Genomic DNA, 18,220 nt, shown 5'->3' on the forward strand with positions numbered 1-18,220 from the left:
TATTCTCATAGGTTCATCTCCTTTTCTTAATTTTTAGCGATGATATATTTATAATTTTATTTTATCTTACTGAGCTTTTTGGAAAGCAAAAAGACTGTTCTTTTTTCGTTAAGTTACTGTAAATACCTACATTTTTTATTAATTGGTTATAAATTTCGGCATAATATTGTTACATCTTGACCTTCAAGTTGCTTGAAAGTTTACAATGAAATTAGGGCGTTTGAAATCGAAAAAAATTGAGAAATTAAGTGAAGAGGTTTCTTTTACTTGGAGGTTATAGGAATGAATCAGGAATTGAAGTTACGTCCATTAGAACGAGAAGATTTAAAGTTTGTACACGAACTGAATAATAATGCGCATATTATGTCGTATTGGTTTGAAGAGCCGTATGAGGCATTTGTGGAGCTGCAAGACTTATATGATAAACATATACATGATCAAAGCGAACGCCGATTTATCGTTGAGAAAGACAATGAAATGGTTGGATTAGTTGAGTTAGTAGAAATCGATTATATTCACCGTAGAACAGAATTCCAAATCATTATTGATCCGAATTATCAAGGATATGGTTATGCAGTGGATGCGACGCGTTTAGCAATGGATTACGCTTTTTCCGTACTAAATATGCATAAGATTTATTTAGTTGTGGATAAGGAAAATGAAAAGGCAGTACATGTTTATAAAAAAGTTGGGTTTATGGTAGAAGGTGAGCTTATCGATGAGTTTTTCGTTGATGGTAACTATCATAATGCAATAAGAATGTGTATGTTTCAGAAGCAATATTTTGAAAACAAGTAGTTGAAAGATTCGGAAGTAATGTTGACGCTTCGTAAAACCGTATGCTAAAATCCTTTTTAAGTATTAAGGAAGGTGCATAATATGCTTTATATAAAATTTGTAAAACTCATTAGAAAACTTTGCTCCGCACAAATGTATACGGTGAAGCGTTGTACGGAGCTTAATCAAGGGGCATAAATCCCCTATATTCATCGGCTGAATAACTTTTCTAAAAAAGTATAGTTTATCTATGCTTATTTCGTTATGGTTTTTCAGCTGGTGTATAAAATAGATTAAGGGGCCATAGACAATGCTTTGTCTATGGCCCTTTGTGTATATTATTCCGATGAGTCTTTACTATAAATTGGAGTAGTATAGGAAAAACCACGAAGCAGAGGGCTAGTGTCGAATGACGCTATCTCTCTGCTTTTTTTAATTTCAGGAAAAGAGGAATAAAAATGAGTTTACTTAAAGTGGAAAGTTTATCACATAGTTTTATAGATAAAGTATTATACGAAAATGCTTCTTTTGATTTGCATAAAGGGGAGCATATGGGAATTGTTGGACAGAATGGTGCAGGAAAAAGCACATTAATGAAAATATTGGTGGGGGAAATTATTCCTGATAAGGGAGACATAAAGTGGCAACCTAATATTCAAATTGGACATCTTGATCAATACGCAGAAATTGATGAGGGTTATACCATTTCACAATATTTAAAGAGAGCCTTTTATGATTTGTATGAAATGGAAAAGAGAATGAACAAGTTATATGAAGAAAGTGCGATGACTGGAGATGAAAATCAACTATTGAAAGCGGCAGAAATTCAAGGACTGCTCGAGGCTCGTGATTTTTATTCAGTAGATAGTATTACGAATAAGGTGGCAGCCGGTTTAGGTATTGATGTGATTGGGATGAATTGTGTGATTGGTGAATTAAGCGGAGGGCAGCGTGCAAAGGTAATTTTAGCGAAGCTCTTATTAGAAGAGCCTAATATTTTATTGCTAGATGAACCGACGAATTTTCTAGATAAGGAGCATGTGGAGTGGCTTGCTAATTATTTAATGAATTTTGAAGGAGCGTTTATTGTCGTATCACATGATTTTGATTTTCTGGAAAAGGTAACTTCTTGCATATGTGATGTAGAGTTCGGAACAGTTAAGAAGTATTACGGCAAATACTCAGATTTTGTAAGACAAAAGGAGCATTTGCGAAAAGATTATATTCGCCAATATTGTGCACAGCAAAAGAAAATTGAAAAAACGGAAGAGTATATTCGTAGAAATATTGCTGGGGTGAATTCAAAAATAGCGCAAGGTCGTAGAAAACAATTACAGCGTATGGAAAGAATTGCGCCACCAAGTTTTACTCATAAACCGTCTATTCATTTTCAGGAACTTCCCATTTCAGTTCAGACAGTTCTTGAAGTAAATAATCTTGAAGTTGGTTACGACTTCGCTCTCTTACCAAAGTTGAATTTTTCAGTAATGGGTGGGCAAAAACTTGTCATTACAGGTTTCAATGGAGTAGGGAAATCTACTTTATTAAAAACAATCGTTGGAAATATTGCTAGTATTTCTGGAGAGTTTCACTTTTCAGAGCAAATAAAGATTGGATATTATGAGCAAGATTTAAATTGGAGCAATGATTCTTTAACGCCGCTTCAAATTATTTCAGAACAGTTTCCTAAACTGAATATGAAGGAAATACGCCATCATTTAGCTGCGTGTGGAGTGAAGGATACGCACGTTTCGCAAGAAATTCGTACGTTAAGTGGTGGTGAACAATCGAAGGTGAAACTGTGTGGATTATTACTATCACCTTGTAACTTCTTAATTTTAGATGAGCCGACAAATCATTTGGATGCAGAAGCGAAGGAAGCTTTGCAAAAGGCGTTAATTAAGTTTAAGGGCAGCATTATACTCGTATCTCACGAAGCAAGTTTTTATCTTGATTGGGCAGATAGCATCTTTCATATAGAGACGGGATTAGTTAAGGGGGTGTGAAACATATGAGTGAAAACAATTGGAAAACGAAAATTATATTATTTTTGACCGCTCAAACTATTTCGTTGTTCGGTTCCTCTCTCGTGCAATACGCGATTATATGGTATATCACCCTTACAACATCATCAGGAGTGATGTTGACTATTTCAACTGTTTGCGGTTTTCTACCACAAATTGCGATATCTTTGTTTGCAGGTGTTTGGATTGATCGTTATGACCGTAAAAAGATGATTATGTTATCGGATGGAATTATAGCGATTGCGACGTTAGTCTTAGCAATTTTATTTTTAACAGGATATAAAAGTATTTGGTTACTTTTTATTGTGTTACTCGTTCGTTCAGCTGGAACAGGAGTACAAACGCCAGCTGTGAATGCATTAATTCCGCAAATCGTTCCGAAAGAGTATCTTATGAAAGTAAATGGAATAAATAGCAGTATTACATCTTTAATTATGTTTCTTTCTCCAGCAGCAAGTGCTGCGATTCTTTCTATTGCCAGCATTGAAACAACATTTTTTATTGATGTTATTACAGCTATGATTGGAATTAGTATTATGTTTGTCATTCATGTGGAAGGACATGTGAATGTAGAAAGTAAGCAAAAATCTAATCTACAAGGAATTAAAGAAGGGTTCACTTATTTAAAAGAAAATGTATTTATTAAAAGGCTAATCGTTTTATTGATTATCGTCATGATTTTAATAAGTCCAGCTGCTTTTTTAACACCTTTAATGGTAACTCGTTCTTTCGGGGCCGAAATGTGGAGACTTACTGCTAGTGAGATGACCTTTAGTGCGGGTGCGGCAGCTGGTGGCGTATTGATTGCAGCGTGGGGTGGTTTTCGTAATCGTATGCATACAACAGCGCTAGCTTGTGCATTATATGGACTGCTTATGATTGGACTCGGAATAGCACCGATATTTATTATGTATTTAGTCTTTAATTTTTTAATTGGTATAACAATGCCGTGCTTCAATACACCAGTTACTGTGTTATTGCAGGAGAAAGTAGAACCATCAATGCACGGACGGATGTTTAGCCTTGTACAAATTGCGAATTCATGCGCGCTTCCTTTAGGAATGATAATATTTGGTCCGTTGTCGGATATGTTTAGTGTAGAGATTTTGTTAATTTATGCTGGGATATTCGTGCTATTTTGCGCAATGTATATTGTATTAAGTAAGAGGTTTGAAGTGTAAATATTTATAATTTAGAAGGTTTGCGAAGTGATTTAAGATGCTTTGCAAACCTTTTTGTTGTTTGTTTAGTCAATAATTATTTATTGTTTAACAATAAATAATTATTGACTGTTAATTCTTTTTTGGATAATATGATGGTAAGAATCTAAGGGGAATTACATAAGTAGAGGAGAATGTGAAATGAAAAATAAATACGTAGTAGCTATTTCTTTCATGATTTTAGCGATTATTTCTTTAACGATACATGCTTCAAACAGTAAAGTAGGAGCGGATGGATTCCTTGAAGAACCTTTCTTTTTCCTAGTACCGATAAGTTATATATTGTTCCTTAGTGGTATTGGTATATTGCTATTTGGATTTATTACTTCAAAGCTGAAAAAGGGCAATAGATAGGGACAAAACACTCACTATGAAATAGAAACATACCATATGGAAGAAAAAGAATAAGTGAGATGAATCATGATGAATCATTATTTTTATAATGGTAGACAAGTAGGGGCAGCTATTACGCTGGCTGGGGCACAAGGGACAATTCATGCTGTGAATCAAACTATTCAAATGCAGCAACAAGCATATTTTGCACAAATGATGCAAAGTCAGTATATGCCCTATTCACAACTTCCGATGCAAATTGTACATTACGATGTACATCCAGCTGGTTTATTTTCCATTCCATATGGCGGGACATATTTCTTATGAAAGAAAGCAACTCAATAGAGTCGCTTTTTTTATATTCCGCCTAGCTTCATTCCAAGGAAGGCGAAGAGGATACCAATTATGTAAGTAGCACTTAAATATAAAAGGAAGATGTATAGCTTTTTACGATTGAGAAGCTGAACAGATTCTAATTTAAGCGTAGAAAATGTAGTGAATGCGCCCATAAATCCAGTACCTAATAATAGTTGCCAGCCTGTAGTAACTCCGTTGCCGATTATATATCCAAGTAAAAATGCCCCTGTTATATTAATAAGGAATGTAGCAATTGGAAATTGTGTTTTATTTCTTTTCTTAAACCAATTGCTAATTGCAAATCGTGTAATCGCACCGAAAAATCCTCCTGTTGCGACTAATAAAGCTTCTATCATGAGTAATCACCTTCCGTAAGAGATTTCTTAATTAAGAAATCTCCAAGTGTATAGCCAAGGCCAGACATAATGAGGCCACCAAGTATGCTACATGATACATATAAGAAGGCTATGCTCCACTCAGAATGATTGATTAATTGCACAGTTTCTACACTAAATGTTGAAAAAGTCGTAAAGGAACCGATGAATCCAGTTCCGATGCCTGTGATAACCTCTGAAGGTAAGATGTTTAGCCGAGCGATATAAGTAGTTAGCCACGCTAAGAAAAAGCAACCGATTAAGTTAATGAGTAATGTTGCCAATGGAAATGAATGATGCCAAAATGTGTTGATATTAAGACCTAAATAATAACGAGAAAGAGCTCCTAATATACCAGCAATGCCGACGATAATATAAATCAATTTTCTCACCTCTTTAAATAGCTTGCTCAAAAAAATAGACTCCTACCAGTATCCATACTGGTAGGAGTCATTAGCTAAGCAGCGTTTATGGCGAACTCCATCGCCTATGATTATTACATATAGTGTACTAAATATACCGTTTAATTTCCAGTGAGGAGGAGGGTGTAACTTTTCTTTTTTTGATGTCTGAAGGCTTTTTAAGTAATTAAAATGGGATCGATTACTTATCAACTAAATATAGTGATATACGGTTTTAATTATGATAAAATGTTTCTTATGTGTGTCGTTTTGTTTTATTTGACTGAAAATAAAGAAAAATAAATTTGCGTGAAAAGGAGTCATTTATTTGAAGAAATTTTTAAAAATCGTATTTACATGTGTTTTAGTAGTAGCGGGCATTGTAGGAGGATTTCTAGCTTATATGACACTTACTAAAGAACAGCCTGCTGATGTTATAAGCTTGAAGGTGGAGAATAATAAGGAGCGCGTATTAGCGACTGGGAATGAATTTAAAGTTACAACATTTAATATTGGATATGCTGGGTTAGATAAGGATCAAGATTTCTTTATGGATGGTGGAAAGGGATCTGGTTCAAGTAGTAAAGAGCAAACGGAAACTAATTTAAAGAATATGCTTTCGTTTTTACAAAATGAGAATAGTGATTTTGCGCTATTACAAGAAGTTGATATAAAGTCACTTCGTTCATTTGATGTAAATGGACATGAATTTTTGAAAAAAGGATTACCTGATTATGTTTCGTCATTTGGCAAGAACTACGATACGAAATGGGTTCCAGTGCCAATAACAAATCCAATGGGATATGCGGAGGCTGGATTAAGTACGTTTTCTAAATACACTGTTCAAGAAGCGAAGAGGTTCCAGCTGCCTGGAATGGAGCCTTGGCCAAAGCGTTTGTTTGATTTAGATCGAGCAATTGTGGAATATAAAATTCCTGTTAATAATGGAAAACATGTTAGACTCGTAAATTTACATTTGTCTGCTTATGATGAAGGCGGGAAAATTAGAAAACAGCAAGTAGAGTATTTAAAAGAATATATGAACAAGCATTATGAAAATGGTGATTACGTAATAATGGGTGGAGATTGGAATCAATTGGTTTCGAACGCTCAATTAAGTGATCCGAAGTTCGTGAAAGAGCGTCCTGAGTGGTTAGTAGAGTTACCGAAGGACTTTACAGACGGTGGCTTTAAGTGGGCTGTAGATCCGTCTGTTATGACTGTAAGAGATGATGTAAAGAAATATGTAGAAGGTGAAAATTTCGTCACTATTATTGATGGCTTTATCGTTTCACCGAATGTAGAGATTGTAAATGTACAAGGGAAAGATTTAAAGTTTGAAAATAGCGATCATAACCCAGTAAGTGCGGTATTTAAACTGAAGTAATTGATATGTATAAGTAGAAGGTGGGGCTTCATATGGAGTGGTTAAAGAGGACTTGTTTTTCTAACCTTGAGAAAGAATCACAGAAAAATCATTTATTACTGTTTATAACGATTTGTAGTTTCTTCCTTGGGATAATCGCGATTGGGTATTATGGATATATTTTTACAGAGAGAGCAATAGCATTTTGGATTTGTGGTATTTCTGTCGTTGCATTTGGAACGCTTTTTACTTTTATAAAAAGTATGGAATCAGTGTATAAATATATCATGACATTTATGTTGCTTACAATGTCTTACATTATGGTACAAGCTTTTAATGAAAGCCCGGCTGTATTTCAAATGGTCTATTTTACATTAGCTGTTTCACTTATTTACTTAAGTGAGCGCCTCATTTTAATTCTTGGCGGGATAGCTGTTGTGATCACATTTATCCTTTGTAGCTATTGGCCGGAGCAATTTTTTGCTTATACAGCCTCGTCTGAAGCTGCTAATTTCGCAAGTTTGTTAGCGATTGTAACAATCGCTATGTGGGGCGTCACGAAAATCGGTTCTAATCTGCTCCTTCGTTTAAGTGATGAGAAGCAAGAAGTAATGAGAAAAGCTCAGGAGTTAGAAGAGACGCAAAGACTTATTGAAGAAACAGTTGTGAAACTAGATAGTAATTTCAATCATTTAAGACAAAATATGAACACGTCGATGGAATCGATGAGTGAAATTAATTTTGCCTTTGAAGAGGTGGCAGTTGGTACACAATCACAATCAGAGATGATGTATCGTTCGGTAGAAGTATTGAATGATATGGAGGGAAATATTGAAAAAATCATCTCTCAAGTAAGAACTGCATCGGCTCATGTGGATGAAAGCTTAGAAATTTCAAAAGGTAGTGTACATACTCTAAGAAATTTTGAAACTAACATGAGAAGTTTAAATGATGTTGTTTCACAGTCTGGAATTATATTTAGAGATTTAATGATGCAATCGAAACAAATTAATGAAATTGTAGATGTAATAACGAATATTTCAAGTCAGACGAGTTTGCTAGCTTTAAATGCAAATATTGAAGCTGCGAGGGCAGGCGAGCATGGAAAAGGTTTTGCTATTGTAGCGAGTGAAGTGTTAAAGCTTGCTGAAGAATCAAATCGTTCTGCGGGAAGAATTCAAGGGATTTTGAAGGAGTTTAGTAATCAAGCAAGTAAGGTAGAAGTGCAAGTAGAGAAGTCAGAAAGAGTACAAGAAGAATGTAACGAGATGTTAGCAAGCGTTTTAACAAATGTAACTGATTTAGGGAAGTTTATTGATGCGATTAATGAAGTAATGCGAGAGGTTGTTGTTCATCAAGAAAGTTTCCAAGTTAAAACGACGAATATTGTAAAGGATGTTACGCATGCTTCTAACGTAATTCAGCAAACTTCTACAGCTACAGAAGAAGTGCTAGCGAGTGTGGAAGAAGAAAAACATCGAAATGATACGTCAGTGAAGACGTTACAAACTGTTAGCGAGCAAGTGAAGTTGTTAGAAGATATTTTAGAAAAGTAATATTGCTTAGAAAGAGCACGAGTGATGTGCTCTTTTTTCATTGAAACGAATACTTGATAGGAATTTAATTGCTTTTCTGCGCGTTTTCTGCCAAGCTTAAGGAGATAAAGTGAGACTAGTACATACTGATTATTAGCCCTCACCAATCAAGCTATCCGCAAATAGCGGAATAAAATACTTCAAAGAAAGAATTATATAGGTGACGCATATGATCGAAGTTAAGACTTCTGAACTTAGTGATGGAGAATTTAATAGAGGTGTATTTGCAACTCGTGATATTAAAAAGGGTGAGTTGATACACGCAGCACCAGTTATCTCTTATCCGAATGAACAGCATGAACATATTGAGAAAACGTTACTTGCTGATTACGCATTTGAGTATGGAATCAATCATACGGCAATCCTTTTAGGATATGGTATGTTATTTAATCATTCATATACACCGAATGCAACGTATGACATCGTTTTTGAGAATCATACATTTAACTTCTATGCTTATAAAGATATAAAAGCAGGAGAAGAAATTTTAATCAATTATAATGGTGAAGTTGATAACGATGAGCTGTTATGGTTTGATAAAGAAAAAGAAGAGAACGAAAAGTAATATAAAGAGTATAGAAAGAGCACATTCTGTGGGATGTGCTCTTTTTTATTGATGTAAATAAAGTAAAAAGTACAAAAAAATACCACTTTCTTTTTATATGGTATAGTAAGATACTGAGGGATAGTGTTTTGAAAAAGTCACATATTTTACAAATTGTTGTCTTTCTGATGACATGTCAAGTTTAGTAGTCCATTTGGGTTGCTTTATTATGCAATATATATTTTAATATGATTGGCACCTCTTATAAATTAAGAGGTTTATAGGTGTCTCGAATTGATTTTGGGTACACTGTATCCACCACTTTAGGTTCTTTCATGTACGTGGGGATATTATGGGCCCGTATAACGGGATAAAATGAATATAGAAATAGAGGAATCGTAAAATGAATATGCAAGAGGTTTATAAATATTTAAGTACGGTATTGCCTGAAGGACATGTTAAACAAGATGAAATGTTAAAGAATCATACGCATATTAAAGTTGGCGGAAAAGCAGATGTTTTTGTTGCGCCTACAAATTATGATGAAATTCAAGAAGTTATTAAATATGCGAACGAATATAATATTCCAGTTACGTTTTTAGGAAATGGATCGAATGTCATTATTAAAGATGGTGGAATTCGCGGGATTACAGTAAGTTTAATTCATATTACAGGTGTTACTGTAACAGGAACGACGATTGTAGCACAGTGTGGTGCAGCAATTATTGACGTATCACGTATTGCCTTAGACCATAACTTAACGGGTCTTGAGTTTGCTTGTGGTATTCCAGGTTCAGTTGGCGGAGCATTATATATGAATGCTGGTGCATACGGCGGTGAAATTTCGTTTGTATTAACAGAAGCTGTCGTAATGACAGGTGATGGAGAGCTACGTACTTTGACGAAAGAAGCATTTGAATTTGGATATCGTAAGAGTGTATTTGCGAACAACCATTACATTATTCTTGAAGCGAGATTTGAACTTGAAGAAGGTGTACATGAAGAAATTAAAGCCAAAATGGATGATTTAACGTTTAAACGTGAGTCAAAACAGCCTCTAGAATATCCTTCATGTGGTAGCGTATTTAAGCGTCCACCAAATAACTTTGCTGGTAAGTTAATTCAAGACTCAGGACTACAAGGTAAGCGAATTGGTGGAGTAGAAGTTTCTTTAAAACACGCTGGATTTATGGTGAATGTTGATAACGGAACAGCACAAGATTACATCGATTTAATTCACTTTGTACAAAAGACAGTTGAAGAGAAATTTGGCGTGAAGTTGGAGCGAGAAGTAAGGATTATTGGAGAAGATAAAGAATAACGAAATACGTATGAAGATATGAATTATTTTAAAATAACATTTGGGTATTGTTGACAATTTGTTTTCAATTCAATATAATGGCTAATAATTTAACAAATAACATACGTTGAAAGAGCCCAGTAGCAGTTTGTCACTGTTAACGAGAGAGCTAGGGGTTGCTGGAACCTAGCACAAACAAACTTGCGAATTACACTCTGGAGTATCTTAGGTAATGCTAAGCGGACTAGCAATCGATATTATTGCTAAGAGTGGTATGAGTAGCTATGCTATTTATGCAAACTGGGTGGTAACACGGTGAATAATCGTCCCTATGTCTATCGTAGACATAGGGGCTTTTTTGTTTTTTTAAAATAAAGGGGATGACAAAAGATGAATATTATTGATGAATTAGAATGGCGCGGCGCCGTTAATCAGCAGACTGACGAAGAAGGCTTACGTAAGCTAGTAGAAGAGAAAAAGATTTCACTATATTGCGGAGTTGATCCAACTGGTGATAGTATGCATATCGGACATTTGATTCCGTTTATGATGATGAAGAGATTCCAATTAGCTGGCCATCATCCTGTTATTTTAATTGGCGGGGCAACAGGAACAATTGGTGATCCGAGTGGACGACAATCAGAGCGTCAGCTTCAAACGTTAGAAGTGGTTCAGCATAATGTAGATGCGTTAACAGTACAAATGAAAAAGCTATTTGATTTTGGTGGAAATAGCGAAGTGAAGATGGTAAATAACTATGATTGGACACATGAAATAAATATTATTGAGTTTTTACGTGATTACGGGAAAAACTTTAGCATCAATAGCATGTTAGCGAAGGATATTGTAGCAAGCCGTTTAGATACAGGTATTTCTTTCACAGAATTCACGTACCAAATTTTGCAAGCGATGGACTTCCATCATTTATACACGAAAGAGGATGTTCAGCTGCAAATTGGTGGTAGTGACCAATGGGGAAATATTACGAGTGGTTTAGATTTAATTCGTAAGTTAGAAGGTCATGAGGCGAAAGTATTCGGATTAACGATTCCGTTATTATTAAAATCGGACGGTACGAAGTTTGGTAAATCAGCGGGTGGTGCGGTTTGGCTTGATCCTGAAAAAACGACACCGTTTGAATTTTACCAGTTCTGGGTAAATACAGATGACCGTGATGTAATTAAATACTTGAAATACTTTACGTTCTTAACGAAAGAGCGTATTGATGAATTAGCAGCGAAGGTAGAAACAGAGCCTCATAAACGTGAAGCGCAAAAAGTGTTAGCGGAAGAAATGACGAAATTTGTTCATGGAGAAGAGGCGTTCCTGCAAGCTGAGAAAATTACAGCAGCGTTATTTAGCGGAGATATTAAATCGTTAACAGCTGATGAAATTGAACAAGGCTTTAAAGAAATGCCAACATTCCAGTCTTCAAAAGAGACGAAAAACATCGTAGAGTGGCTAGTCGATTTAGGGATTGAACCATCTAGACGACAAGCACGCGAGGACATTAATAATGGTGCGATTTCTATGAATGGTGAGAAAGTAACAGATGTGGGTACAGATGTTACTGTAGAAAATTCATTTGATGGAAGATTTATTATTATTCGTAAAGGGAAGAAGAACTACAGTCTTGTGAAATTAGGATAATAAGTAAGGCTGGAAAATATATCGGCGATTTTTCGAATATATCGACCGTAACTCAAATTATATCGGCGATTTTCGAAATATATCAGCGCAAATCCGAATATATCAGCGATTTTCCCAATATATCGATTTACCGACAAAAAGCGACAATAAGAACTGTTCCGAACGGGACAGCTTTTAATGTAAAAAGTCAGTATATTTAGATAAATTTAAAGGGTATATAATTTTTTTGACGAATAAATAAGTTAGAGAAAATTACGGATAAAAAATAGCCCGAACCATGCAGGGCATGATTCGGGCTTATATTCAGATTAGTAAGCTAAGCTGAATAGACCTTTAATGTGTGATAAGTAACGAACGTTACTTGCTTCTTTCATTAATGATGCTGGTAAGCCTTTAAGTGGAGTATTGCTTGCTCCAATTGTAGCAACCGCATCTTTACGTCCTAGACTAGCAAGTGTTCCAGAGTTTACAGGTGCGAACTCTTCGAATGCTTTGCCTTCTAGTGCTGCGTATAAGTTGTATCCAATTAACTCACCCATTTGCCAAGCGATTTGTGCAGTTGGTGGGTATGGACGTCCGTCTGGAGCGAAGACAACTGCGCTGTCTCCAGCAACGAATACGTCTTTGTGAGAAGTAGATTGTAGGTATGCATCAACTGTTGCACGTCCACGGTTAACTTCAAGACCTGATTCACCGATTAATGGGTTACCTTGTACGCCGCCTGTCCAAACGAATGTGTTAGCAACAAGTTTTTGACCGTCTTTTAAGTCGATTTCATTGCCAGCAACGTTTGTTACAGGAAGACCAGTTAAGAATGTAACGCCGCGTGCTTCTAGGCTAGTAGTTGCACGTTCGATTAAGTGGTCTGGTAATACTGGAAGGATTTTTGGACCTGCTTCAACAAGAAGAAGTTTAACTTCTTTTGGATTTACGCCGTGGCTTTTTGCAAGTTTAGGCATAATGTCAGCAAGCTCACCAACTAGCTCAACGCCAGTTAATCCGCCACCACCGATTACGATTGTAGCATCAGCTTCGTTTTTCGTTTTCGCGTATTCACGAATACGGTCTTCAACGTGTTTGTAGATTTTGTTTGCATCAGCAGCAGATTTTAATACCATGCTGTTTTCTTCTAGTCCTGGAATACCGAAGTAAGCAGTTTTACTTCCTAAAGCAACTACAAGTGCATCGTAAGATAAAGTAGTGCCACCAGCTAGTTTGATTTCTTTGCTATCAACTGAGAATGACTCAACTGTTGCGATTTTAAGATCGATGTCTTTCCCTTTGAAAAGCTTTGTAAGTGGCATTGCAACTGCTTGCTCAGACACGTTACCAGCTGCAAGGCGGTGTAGTTCAGTGATGATTTGGTGTGTTGGGTATTGGTTAATCACTGTAACTTGTGCTTCTGATTTGCTGTAATATTTACGTACGTTTAAAGCGGCAAGAAGACCGCCATAACCAGCGCCTAAGATGACAATTTGTTTTGACATAGTATGATATCCCCCGTCTTTACTAATTGTTGTTATAAGTTAAATTATTTATTGTTACGTTCTGCACTAATTTGAAGATATGCGTTCACAAAGCGGAACATTTTTTGTGCTTGTGGATCTTTTAGTAATTTTAACAGGCCGAATAGGCCGATAACTTCGTTGCTTTCTTCAGCACGATCTTTCGCTTCGATTGCAGTTGCAGCCATGCTTTTCACTGTATCTTTTACAGGTTCTACAAGCTCTGTAATTGCACCAACAGTGTCGCTTTTTAATACTTCATCAGTAGCAACAGTTTGAGCGAAGTCATAAGACTTAGTTAAAATATTAACAAGCTCAGTTAATTTTGGAAGCTGTTCTACTAGTGTTGTTAATGATTCTTGTACCTCAGGTTTTAACAACTGATCAAGTACATCAAGTTGTCCTTGGCTAGCAGAAATTTGTACAGTTTCTTGTTCTGGCTTTGTTTGAGTCATAGTTTCTGGCATCTCCAATTCTCCTTTACGATAGCAATACTCTTATTTTTTATAAGTAAGATAGTAAACGTTTACGAAACTTTATACAAAGTTTCACAAAACACAATAAAATGCCTTTAAATTTATGACAGCAAGTAAGCTGCAAACATAAATCTAAAACCATAACGTCTTACTTATTATTTATGAACTGTCCGATACATGGCTTGTCCGCATAATGGAAAAGCTCCGTTACCGGAAAGTGTATATAATATATATCCTATATTATATACTATATACACCTATGTTAACATAAAAATGATTCCTAATTATTTGATATTGAGTGTATAACGTAGTGCTGACAAGGTATGAAAGCGTATAAAATATTTTGTTCCAGTTAGAAATGTATATACATATAAAGAAAAAAAGGAAAAAATGAACAAATTCATGTTCGTTTTTTCCTTTTTCCTATTATTCACCTTCTACAATTAGCATCGAGGTGTTACCGCTTTTTTCAAGATGGCATTCGCCCCAAGTACAAAGAGAATCAAGAATGGACTCTAAAGACCAACCGTATTCTGTAAGTGAATATTCTACTTTTGGTGGTACTTGATTGTATACCTTTCTTTGAATAACCCCATCGTCTTCTAATTCACGTAATTGCTGAGTTAACATTTTTTGTGTAATCCCAGGCATTAAACGTTTTAGTTCACTCGTTCTTTTTGTGCCTTTCGTTAGATGACAAAGGATAACAACCTTCCATTTTCCACCGATAACCTCTAAAGTCGCTTCAACGGGAATATTGTATTTCTTCATATAAAAATCTCCTTTGATGAATGTAGATTTAAGTTCTCCAACAAAAGAAGCTAAATAATTAAATGTTACTAAAAAGTGCCTATAGCACTTTAAAGTACGTACTTTTTATCATGTTGAATATGTTCCATAATAGCATACGTAAGAGGGAAATGAGTAGTACGGTACTAAAAAGTGCCTATGTTACTTTTAGGTACCTATCGTACTTTTAAGTGCGTTCTTCAAAAAAAGAGTAAAGCCATTCATAATAGCGTATATCAACAGTAAAGTTATTTTTGTAGAAGATAAAAAGGCCTTTTTATCATACTATTATGATTGGATTTCTCGCATTAAGGAGGAGTTCAATTGAATTCATATACAGTATCTTCTTCGGTTATGCAGACGAATCGGAGAAGTATGTTTGCTTTATTAGCACTAGCAATTAGTGCGTTTGGAATTGGTACAACTGAATTTATTAGTGTCGGCTTATTACCATCTATCTCAGAGGATTTACATGTTTCTGTTACAACAGCGGGGTTAACTGTTTCTTTATATGCATTAGGAGTAGCGTTTGGTGCTCCAGTATTAACGTCATTAACAGCTAGTATGTCGCGAAAGACGTTATTAATGTGGATTATGATTATTTTCATTATTGGTAATGGAATTGCGGCGGTAGCAACAAGTTTTACTGTGTTACTTATTGCGAGGGTTGTATCTGCATTTGCGCATGGTGTTTTTATGTCAATTGGATCTACAATTGCGGCTGCGCTTGTACCTGAGAATAAACGTGCAAGTGCAATAGCATTTATGTTTACTGGTTTAACTGTTGCGACTATTACAGGTGTACCAATTGGAACATTTATCGGTCAACAATTTGGCTGGAGGGCCTCGTTTATTGTTATTGTGGCCATTGGAATCGTTGCTTTAATCGCCAATAGTATGCTAATTCCTTCTAATTTAAAAAAAGGTACGTCTGTATCATTTCGCGATCAATTTAAGCTGATTACGAATGGAAGACTGTTACTTGTATTTATTATTACTGCATTAGGATACGGGGGAACGTTCGTAACATTTACGTATTTATCTCCGTTATTACAAGAAGTAACAGGATTTAAAGCAAGTACCGTTACAATTATTTTGTTAGTATACGGAATTGCAATTGCGATTGGGAATATGGTCGGGGGAAAATTATCAAATCATAATCCGATTCGAGCGTTATTTTACATGTTCTTTATTCAAGCGATTGTATTATTTGTTTTAACATTTACAGCGCCATTTAAAGTCGCTGGATTCATCACAATTATTTTCATGGGACTATTCGCATTTATGAATGTTCCAGGGCTACAAGTGTATGTTGTTATATTAGCTGAGAGGTTTGTACCTAGCGCTGTTGATGTAGCATCGGCGATTAACATTGCAGCATTTAACGCAGGAATTGCTCTTGGTGCTTACTTGGGCGGTATTGTAACGAACTCGTTAGGATTAATTCATACGGCTTGGGTAGGTGGAATTATGGTAGTAGGTGCTGTTGTTTTAACTGCGTGGAGTATGACATTAGAAAAAAGAGATCAAGTAAAATAAAAGGAGAGAAAATAAAATGAAAAACTTACAAAGTAAAACAGTATTAAATAATGGTGTAGAAATGCCTTGGTTCGGTTTAGGTGTATTTAAAGTAGAGGATGGACCAGAACTTGTAGAAGCAGTGAAATCGGCAATTAAAGCAGGATACCGCAGCATTGATACAGCTGCAATTTACGGAAATGAAAAAGCTGTAGGTGAAGGAATTCGCGCAGGTATAAAAGAAGCAGGCATTTCTCGTGAAGATTTATTCATTACTTCAAAAGTGTGGAATTCGGATCAAGGATATGAAACGACACTTGCTGCATATGAAGAAAGCTTAAAAAAATTAGAGCTGGATTATTTAGATTTATACCTTGTTCATTGGCCTGTAGAAGGGAAATACAAAGATACGTGGAGAGCGTTAGAAACACTTTATAAAGAAAAACGCGTACGTGCAATTGGGGTAAGTAATTTCCAAATTCATCACTTACAAGATGTAATGAAAGATGCAGAAATTAAACCAATGATTAACCAAGTAGAATACCACCCTCGTTTAACACAAAAAGAATTACAAGCTTTCTGTAAAGAACAAGGTATTCAAATGGAAGCATGGTCACCACTTATGCAAGGTCAATTATTAGATAATGAAACATTACAAGAAATTGCTGAGAAACACGGTAAAACAACAGCGCAAGTTATTTTACGTTGGGATCTTCAAAATGGAGTAATCACTATTCCAAAATCAACGAAAGAACACCGCATTATTGCAAATGCCGATATATTTAATTTCGAATTAACGAAAGAAGATATGGAAAAAATCGATGCGTTAAATCAAAATCACCGCGTTGGTCCAGATCCTGATAACTTCGATTTCTAAGATTAAAGTAAGAAAGAAGAGTGCGTAAAAGCACTCTTTTTTTGTGCATAAAAATAGTTTCTAAATAAATACTACTTAGTATTAAGTTTGTGATAAGGGGCTGTAAACATGAATATAAAGCAATCGTTCAAGATTTTAGCTATGTTTTTAAGTGTTTTATTTGTGTTATTCCCGCTTCAAAAAGCATTTGCAGAAGTTATGGACCATACAAAGTATGAAATGAATTGGAGTTATAGTAAGTCAAAGAAGAAACCAATTCGAACAGAGCTTATTAAAACCACAGATGGCAAAATTGCTTTTTGCTTAAATGTAGATTTGAAATCTCCAAGCGGTCAAGATTTACCGGAAATGGGGAAAGTGGATATTAACGTATACCGTGTACTATTGAATGGATATCCACAAAAGAGTCCACAAGAATTAGGTGTTTCTGATTGGAGAGAAGCACATTACGCAACGCAGCTTGCAGTGTGGAATGCGTTAAAACAAATCGATATTAATGATTTAGATTTCCGAAATAAAAATGTAGAGAAAGTAACGAAAGACATCGTTGCAAAAGCAAGCGCTAGTGAAGAGTTACAAGAAATTACGATGAGTGTAACTCCTACAGAAGAACAAGAAGCAGTATTAAAAAATGATTTCTTTGAAACAGGTTTATATACAGTAGAAACAAATGCAAAAAGCGGAACGTATAAAGTGCAAGCAACAGGTGCACCAGCGGGCGTGAAATTTGCAAATGAAAAAGGCGAAACAAAAACAGAATTTAATGTAGGAGAAAAGTTCCGCATTTTAATCCCGAAACAAACACCAGCTGGTGGATTTAGCTTTAAAGTATCAGGAAATTTAACGAAATTACAAGGGATTGCGCATAAAGGTACACCGACTATTCAAAATGCAGTAGTATTACTTGAGCGTAGTGAAGAAAAAACAAGTCCAGAGTTAGCGGTAAGTTGGAAAAAGGCTGAGGCTCCAAATAAACCAAATAAGCCATATACTCCAAATGAACCGCATAAACCGAATCAAAAAAGATAATAAAAAAGCATTGGCGTATGCCAATGCTTTTTGTATGTGAGGATAAAAGTTATATTGAAAAAAATAAAATGGATAGAAATAGTGT

Annotated in this window: 18 protein-coding genes, 1 riboswitch and 1 other annotated feature; of the genes, 13 read left to right on the top strand and 5 right to left on the bottom strand. The window is 35.5% G+C overall.

Going from position 1 to position 18,220, the window contains the following annotated elements; genetic code table 11:
• Positions 1 to 282 precede the first annotated feature (282 nt).
• From speG to ACQGS6_RS11685, 5 genes are all read left to right on the top strand, one after another.
• Positions 283 to 798, top strand: coding sequence for a spermidine N1-acetyltransferase (gene speG, locus ACQGS6_RS11665; protein WP_001071092.1), 516 nt, complete (start codon positions 283 to 285; stop codon positions 796 to 798).
• A 437-nt stretch (positions 799 to 1,235) separates the two neighbouring features.
• A complete protein-coding gene (locus tag ACQGS6_RS11670) occupies positions 1,236 to 2,783 on the top strand; it encodes an ABC-F family ATP-binding cassette domain-containing protein (RefSeq protein WP_426965167.1) in 1,548 nt (515 codons plus the stop codon).
• Between the two features lie 5 nt (positions 2,784 to 2,788).
• Entirely contained in the window at positions 2,789 to 3,982 is a 1,194-nt protein-coding gene (locus ACQGS6_RS11675) for an MFS transporter (RefSeq protein ID WP_426965169.1), read from the top strand.
• A gap of 180 nt (positions 3,983 to 4,162) precedes the next feature.
• Positions 4,163 to 4,375, top strand: coding sequence for a DUF3955 domain-containing protein (locus tag ACQGS6_RS11680; protein WP_000792610.1), 213 nt, complete (start codon positions 4,163 to 4,165; stop codon positions 4,373 to 4,375).
• Between the two features lie 66 nt (positions 4,376 to 4,441).
• A complete protein-coding gene (locus tag ACQGS6_RS11685) occupies positions 4,442 to 4,681 on the top strand; it encodes a DUF3947 family protein (RefSeq protein ID WP_000980957.1) in 240 nt (79 codons plus the stop codon).
• A 29-nt stretch (positions 4,682 to 4,710) separates the two neighbouring features.
• Here ACQGS6_RS11685 and crcB (ACQGS6_RS11690) read toward each other — a convergent pair whose 3' ends face one another.
• On the bottom strand, positions 4,711 to 5,067 hold the full coding sequence (crcB, locus tag ACQGS6_RS11690; protein ID WP_000568585.1) for a fluoride efflux transporter CrcB: 357 nt from the start codon (positions 5,065 to 5,067) through the stop codon (positions 4,711 to 4,713).
• On the bottom strand, positions 5,064 to 5,468 hold the full coding sequence (gene crcB / locus ACQGS6_RS11695) for a fluoride efflux transporter CrcB (RefSeq protein WP_000639312.1): 405 nt from the start codon (positions 5,466 to 5,468) through the stop codon (positions 5,064 to 5,066). The genes crcB (ACQGS6_RS11690) and crcB (ACQGS6_RS11695) overlap by 4 nt, the downstream gene beginning before the upstream one ends.
• Before the next feature lie 54 nt (positions 5,469 to 5,522).
• A riboswitch (Fluoride riboswitch) is annotated at positions 5,523 to 5,582 on the bottom strand.
• A gap of 232 nt (positions 5,583 to 5,814) precedes the next feature.
• Between crcB (ACQGS6_RS11695) and ACQGS6_RS11700 the strand changes: the two genes are divergently transcribed.
• From ACQGS6_RS11700 to tyrS, 5 genes are all read left to right on the top strand, one after another.
• Positions 5,815 to 6,873, top strand: coding sequence for an endonuclease/exonuclease/phosphatase family protein (locus ACQGS6_RS11700; RefSeq protein WP_000714052.1), 1,059 nt, complete (start codon positions 5,815 to 5,817; stop codon positions 6,871 to 6,873).
• Between the two features lie 32 nt (positions 6,874 to 6,905).
• Positions 6,906 to 8,408 (top strand): DUF4077 domain-containing protein, encoded by a 1,503-nt coding sequence (locus tag ACQGS6_RS11705; protein ID WP_000455085.1) that lies wholly within the window; start codon positions 6,906 to 6,908, stop codon positions 8,406 to 8,408.
• Between the two features lie 208 nt (positions 8,409 to 8,616).
• Positions 8,617 to 9,012 carry an SET domain-containing protein gene (locus ACQGS6_RS11710; protein WP_000573649.1) on the top strand — a complete coding sequence of 132 codons (396 nt, stop codon included), beginning with the start codon at positions 8,617 to 8,619 and terminating at the stop codon, positions 9,010 to 9,012.
• Between the two features lie 382 nt (positions 9,013 to 9,394).
• On the top strand, positions 9,395 to 10,312 hold the full coding sequence (murB, locus tag ACQGS6_RS11715) for a UDP-N-acetylmuramate dehydrogenase (RefSeq protein WP_001057102.1): 918 nt from the start codon (positions 9,395 to 9,397) through the stop codon (positions 10,310 to 10,312).
• 97 nt (positions 10,313 to 10,409) lie between these two features.
• Positions 10,410 to 10,625, top strand: a binding site (T-box leader).
• Positions 10,626 to 10,681: 56 nt separating this feature from the next.
• Positions 10,682 to 11,941 (top strand): tyrosine--tRNA ligase, encoded by a 1,260-nt coding sequence (tyrS, locus tag ACQGS6_RS11720; protein WP_426965171.1) that lies wholly within the window; start codon positions 10,682 to 10,684, stop codon positions 11,939 to 11,941.
• Between the two features lie 308 nt (positions 11,942 to 12,249).
• Here the strand turns inward: tyrS and ACQGS6_RS11725 are convergent, their stop codons facing one another.
• The 3 genes from ACQGS6_RS11725 to ACQGS6_RS11735 form a co-directional block, all read right to left on the bottom strand.
• Positions 12,250 to 13,428, bottom strand: a complete 1,179-nt coding sequence (locus ACQGS6_RS11725; RefSeq protein WP_000043202.1) for an NAD(P)/FAD-dependent oxidoreductase — start codon at positions 13,426 to 13,428, stop codon at positions 12,250 to 12,252.
• A 44-nt stretch (positions 13,429 to 13,472) separates the two neighbouring features.
• The gene (locus ACQGS6_RS11730) at positions 13,473 to 13,913 is read right to left on the bottom strand and encodes a DUF1641 domain-containing protein (RefSeq protein ID WP_001115311.1); all 441 of its coding nucleotides are present in this window, start codon (positions 13,911 to 13,913) and stop codon (positions 13,473 to 13,475) included.
• Between the two features lie 435 nt (positions 13,914 to 14,348).
• Positions 14,349 to 14,693: a winged helix-turn-helix transcriptional regulator gene (locus tag ACQGS6_RS11735; RefSeq protein WP_000760475.1), complete on the bottom strand. Its 345-nt coding sequence runs from the start codon at positions 14,691 to 14,693 to the stop codon at positions 14,349 to 14,351.
• Positions 14,694 to 15,065: 372 nt separating this feature from the next.
• On the opposite strand from ACQGS6_RS11735, the gene ACQGS6_RS11740 reads away from it, so the two are divergent.
• From ACQGS6_RS11740 to ACQGS6_RS11750, 3 genes are all read left to right on the top strand, one after another.
• Positions 15,066 to 16,250: an MFS transporter gene (locus ACQGS6_RS11740; protein ID WP_162840098.1), complete on the top strand. Its 1,185-nt coding sequence runs from the start codon at positions 15,066 to 15,068 to the stop codon at positions 16,248 to 16,250.
• Between the two features lie 16 nt (positions 16,251 to 16,266).
• Complete coding sequence (locus tag ACQGS6_RS11745) at positions 16,267 to 17,106, top strand: aldo/keto reductase (protein WP_000793550.1); 840 nt, start codon at positions 16,267 to 16,269, stop codon at positions 17,104 to 17,106.
• Between the two features lie 108 nt (positions 17,107 to 17,214).
• Complete coding sequence (locus tag ACQGS6_RS11750; RefSeq protein ID WP_426965172.1) at positions 17,215 to 18,135, top strand: thioester domain-containing protein; 921 nt, start codon at positions 17,215 to 17,217, stop codon at positions 18,133 to 18,135.
• Positions 18,136 to 18,220: the final 85 nt, after the last annotated feature.

This window comes from Bacillus sp. GMs2/2, from assembly GCF_050172095.1.
In the GTDB taxonomy this organism is placed as follows: domain Bacteria; phylum Bacillota; class Bacilli; order Bacillales; family Bacillaceae_G; genus Bacillus_A; species Bacillus_A cereus.

Bases quoted from the DNA above. Each gene is read 5' to 3' on its own strand.
- speG (WP_001071092.1), top strand. From the start codon at position 283: ATGAATCAGGAATTGAAGTTACGTCCATTAGAACGAGAAGATTTAAAG.
- ACQGS6_RS11670 (WP_426965167.1), top strand. From the start codon at position 1,236: ATGAGTTTACTTAAAGTGGAAAGTTTATCACATAGTTTTATAGATAAA.
- ACQGS6_RS11675 (WP_426965169.1), top strand. From the start codon at position 2,789: ATGAGTGAAAACAATTGGAAAACGAAAATTATATTATTTTTGACCGCT.
- ACQGS6_RS11680 (WP_000792610.1), top strand. From the start codon at position 4,163: ATGAAAAATAAATACGTAGTAGCTATTTCTTTCATGATTTTAGCGATT.
- ACQGS6_RS11685 (WP_000980957.1), top strand. From the start codon at position 4,442: ATGATGAATCATTATTTTTATAATGGTAGACAAGTAGGGGCAGCTATT.
- crcB (WP_000568585.1), bottom strand. From the start codon at position 5,067: ATGATAGAAGCTTTATTAGTCGCAACAGGAGGATTTTTCGGTGCGATT.
- ACQGS6_RS11705 (WP_000455085.1), top strand. From the start codon at position 6,906: ATGGAGTGGTTAAAGAGGACTTGTTTTTCTAACCTTGAGAAAGAATCA.
- ACQGS6_RS11710 (WP_000573649.1), top strand. From the start codon at position 8,617: ATGATCGAAGTTAAGACTTCTGAACTTAGTGATGGAGAATTTAATAGA.
- murB (WP_001057102.1), top strand. From the start codon at position 9,395: ATGAATATGCAAGAGGTTTATAAATATTTAAGTACGGTATTGCCTGAA.
- tyrS (WP_426965171.1), top strand. From the start codon at position 10,682: ATGAATATTATTGATGAATTAGAATGGCGCGGCGCCGTTAATCAGCAG.
- ACQGS6_RS11725 (WP_000043202.1), bottom strand. From the start codon at position 13,428: ATGTCAAAACAAATTGTCATCTTAGGCGCTGGTTATGGCGGTCTTCTT.
- ACQGS6_RS11730 (WP_001115311.1), bottom strand. From the start codon at position 13,913: ATGCCAGAAACTATGACTCAAACAAAGCCAGAACAAGAAACTGTACAA.
- ACQGS6_RS11735 (WP_000760475.1), bottom strand. From the start codon at position 14,693: ATGAAGAAATACAATATTCCCGTTGAAGCGACTTTAGAGGTTATCGGT.
- ACQGS6_RS11740 (WP_162840098.1), top strand. From the start codon at position 15,066: ATGCAGACGAATCGGAGAAGTATGTTTGCTTTATTAGCACTAGCAATT.
- ACQGS6_RS11745 (WP_000793550.1), top strand. From the start codon at position 16,267: ATGAAAAACTTACAAAGTAAAACAGTATTAAATAATGGTGTAGAAATG.
- ACQGS6_RS11750 (WP_426965172.1), top strand. From the start codon at position 17,215: ATGAATATAAAGCAATCGTTCAAGATTTTAGCTATGTTTTTAAGTGTT.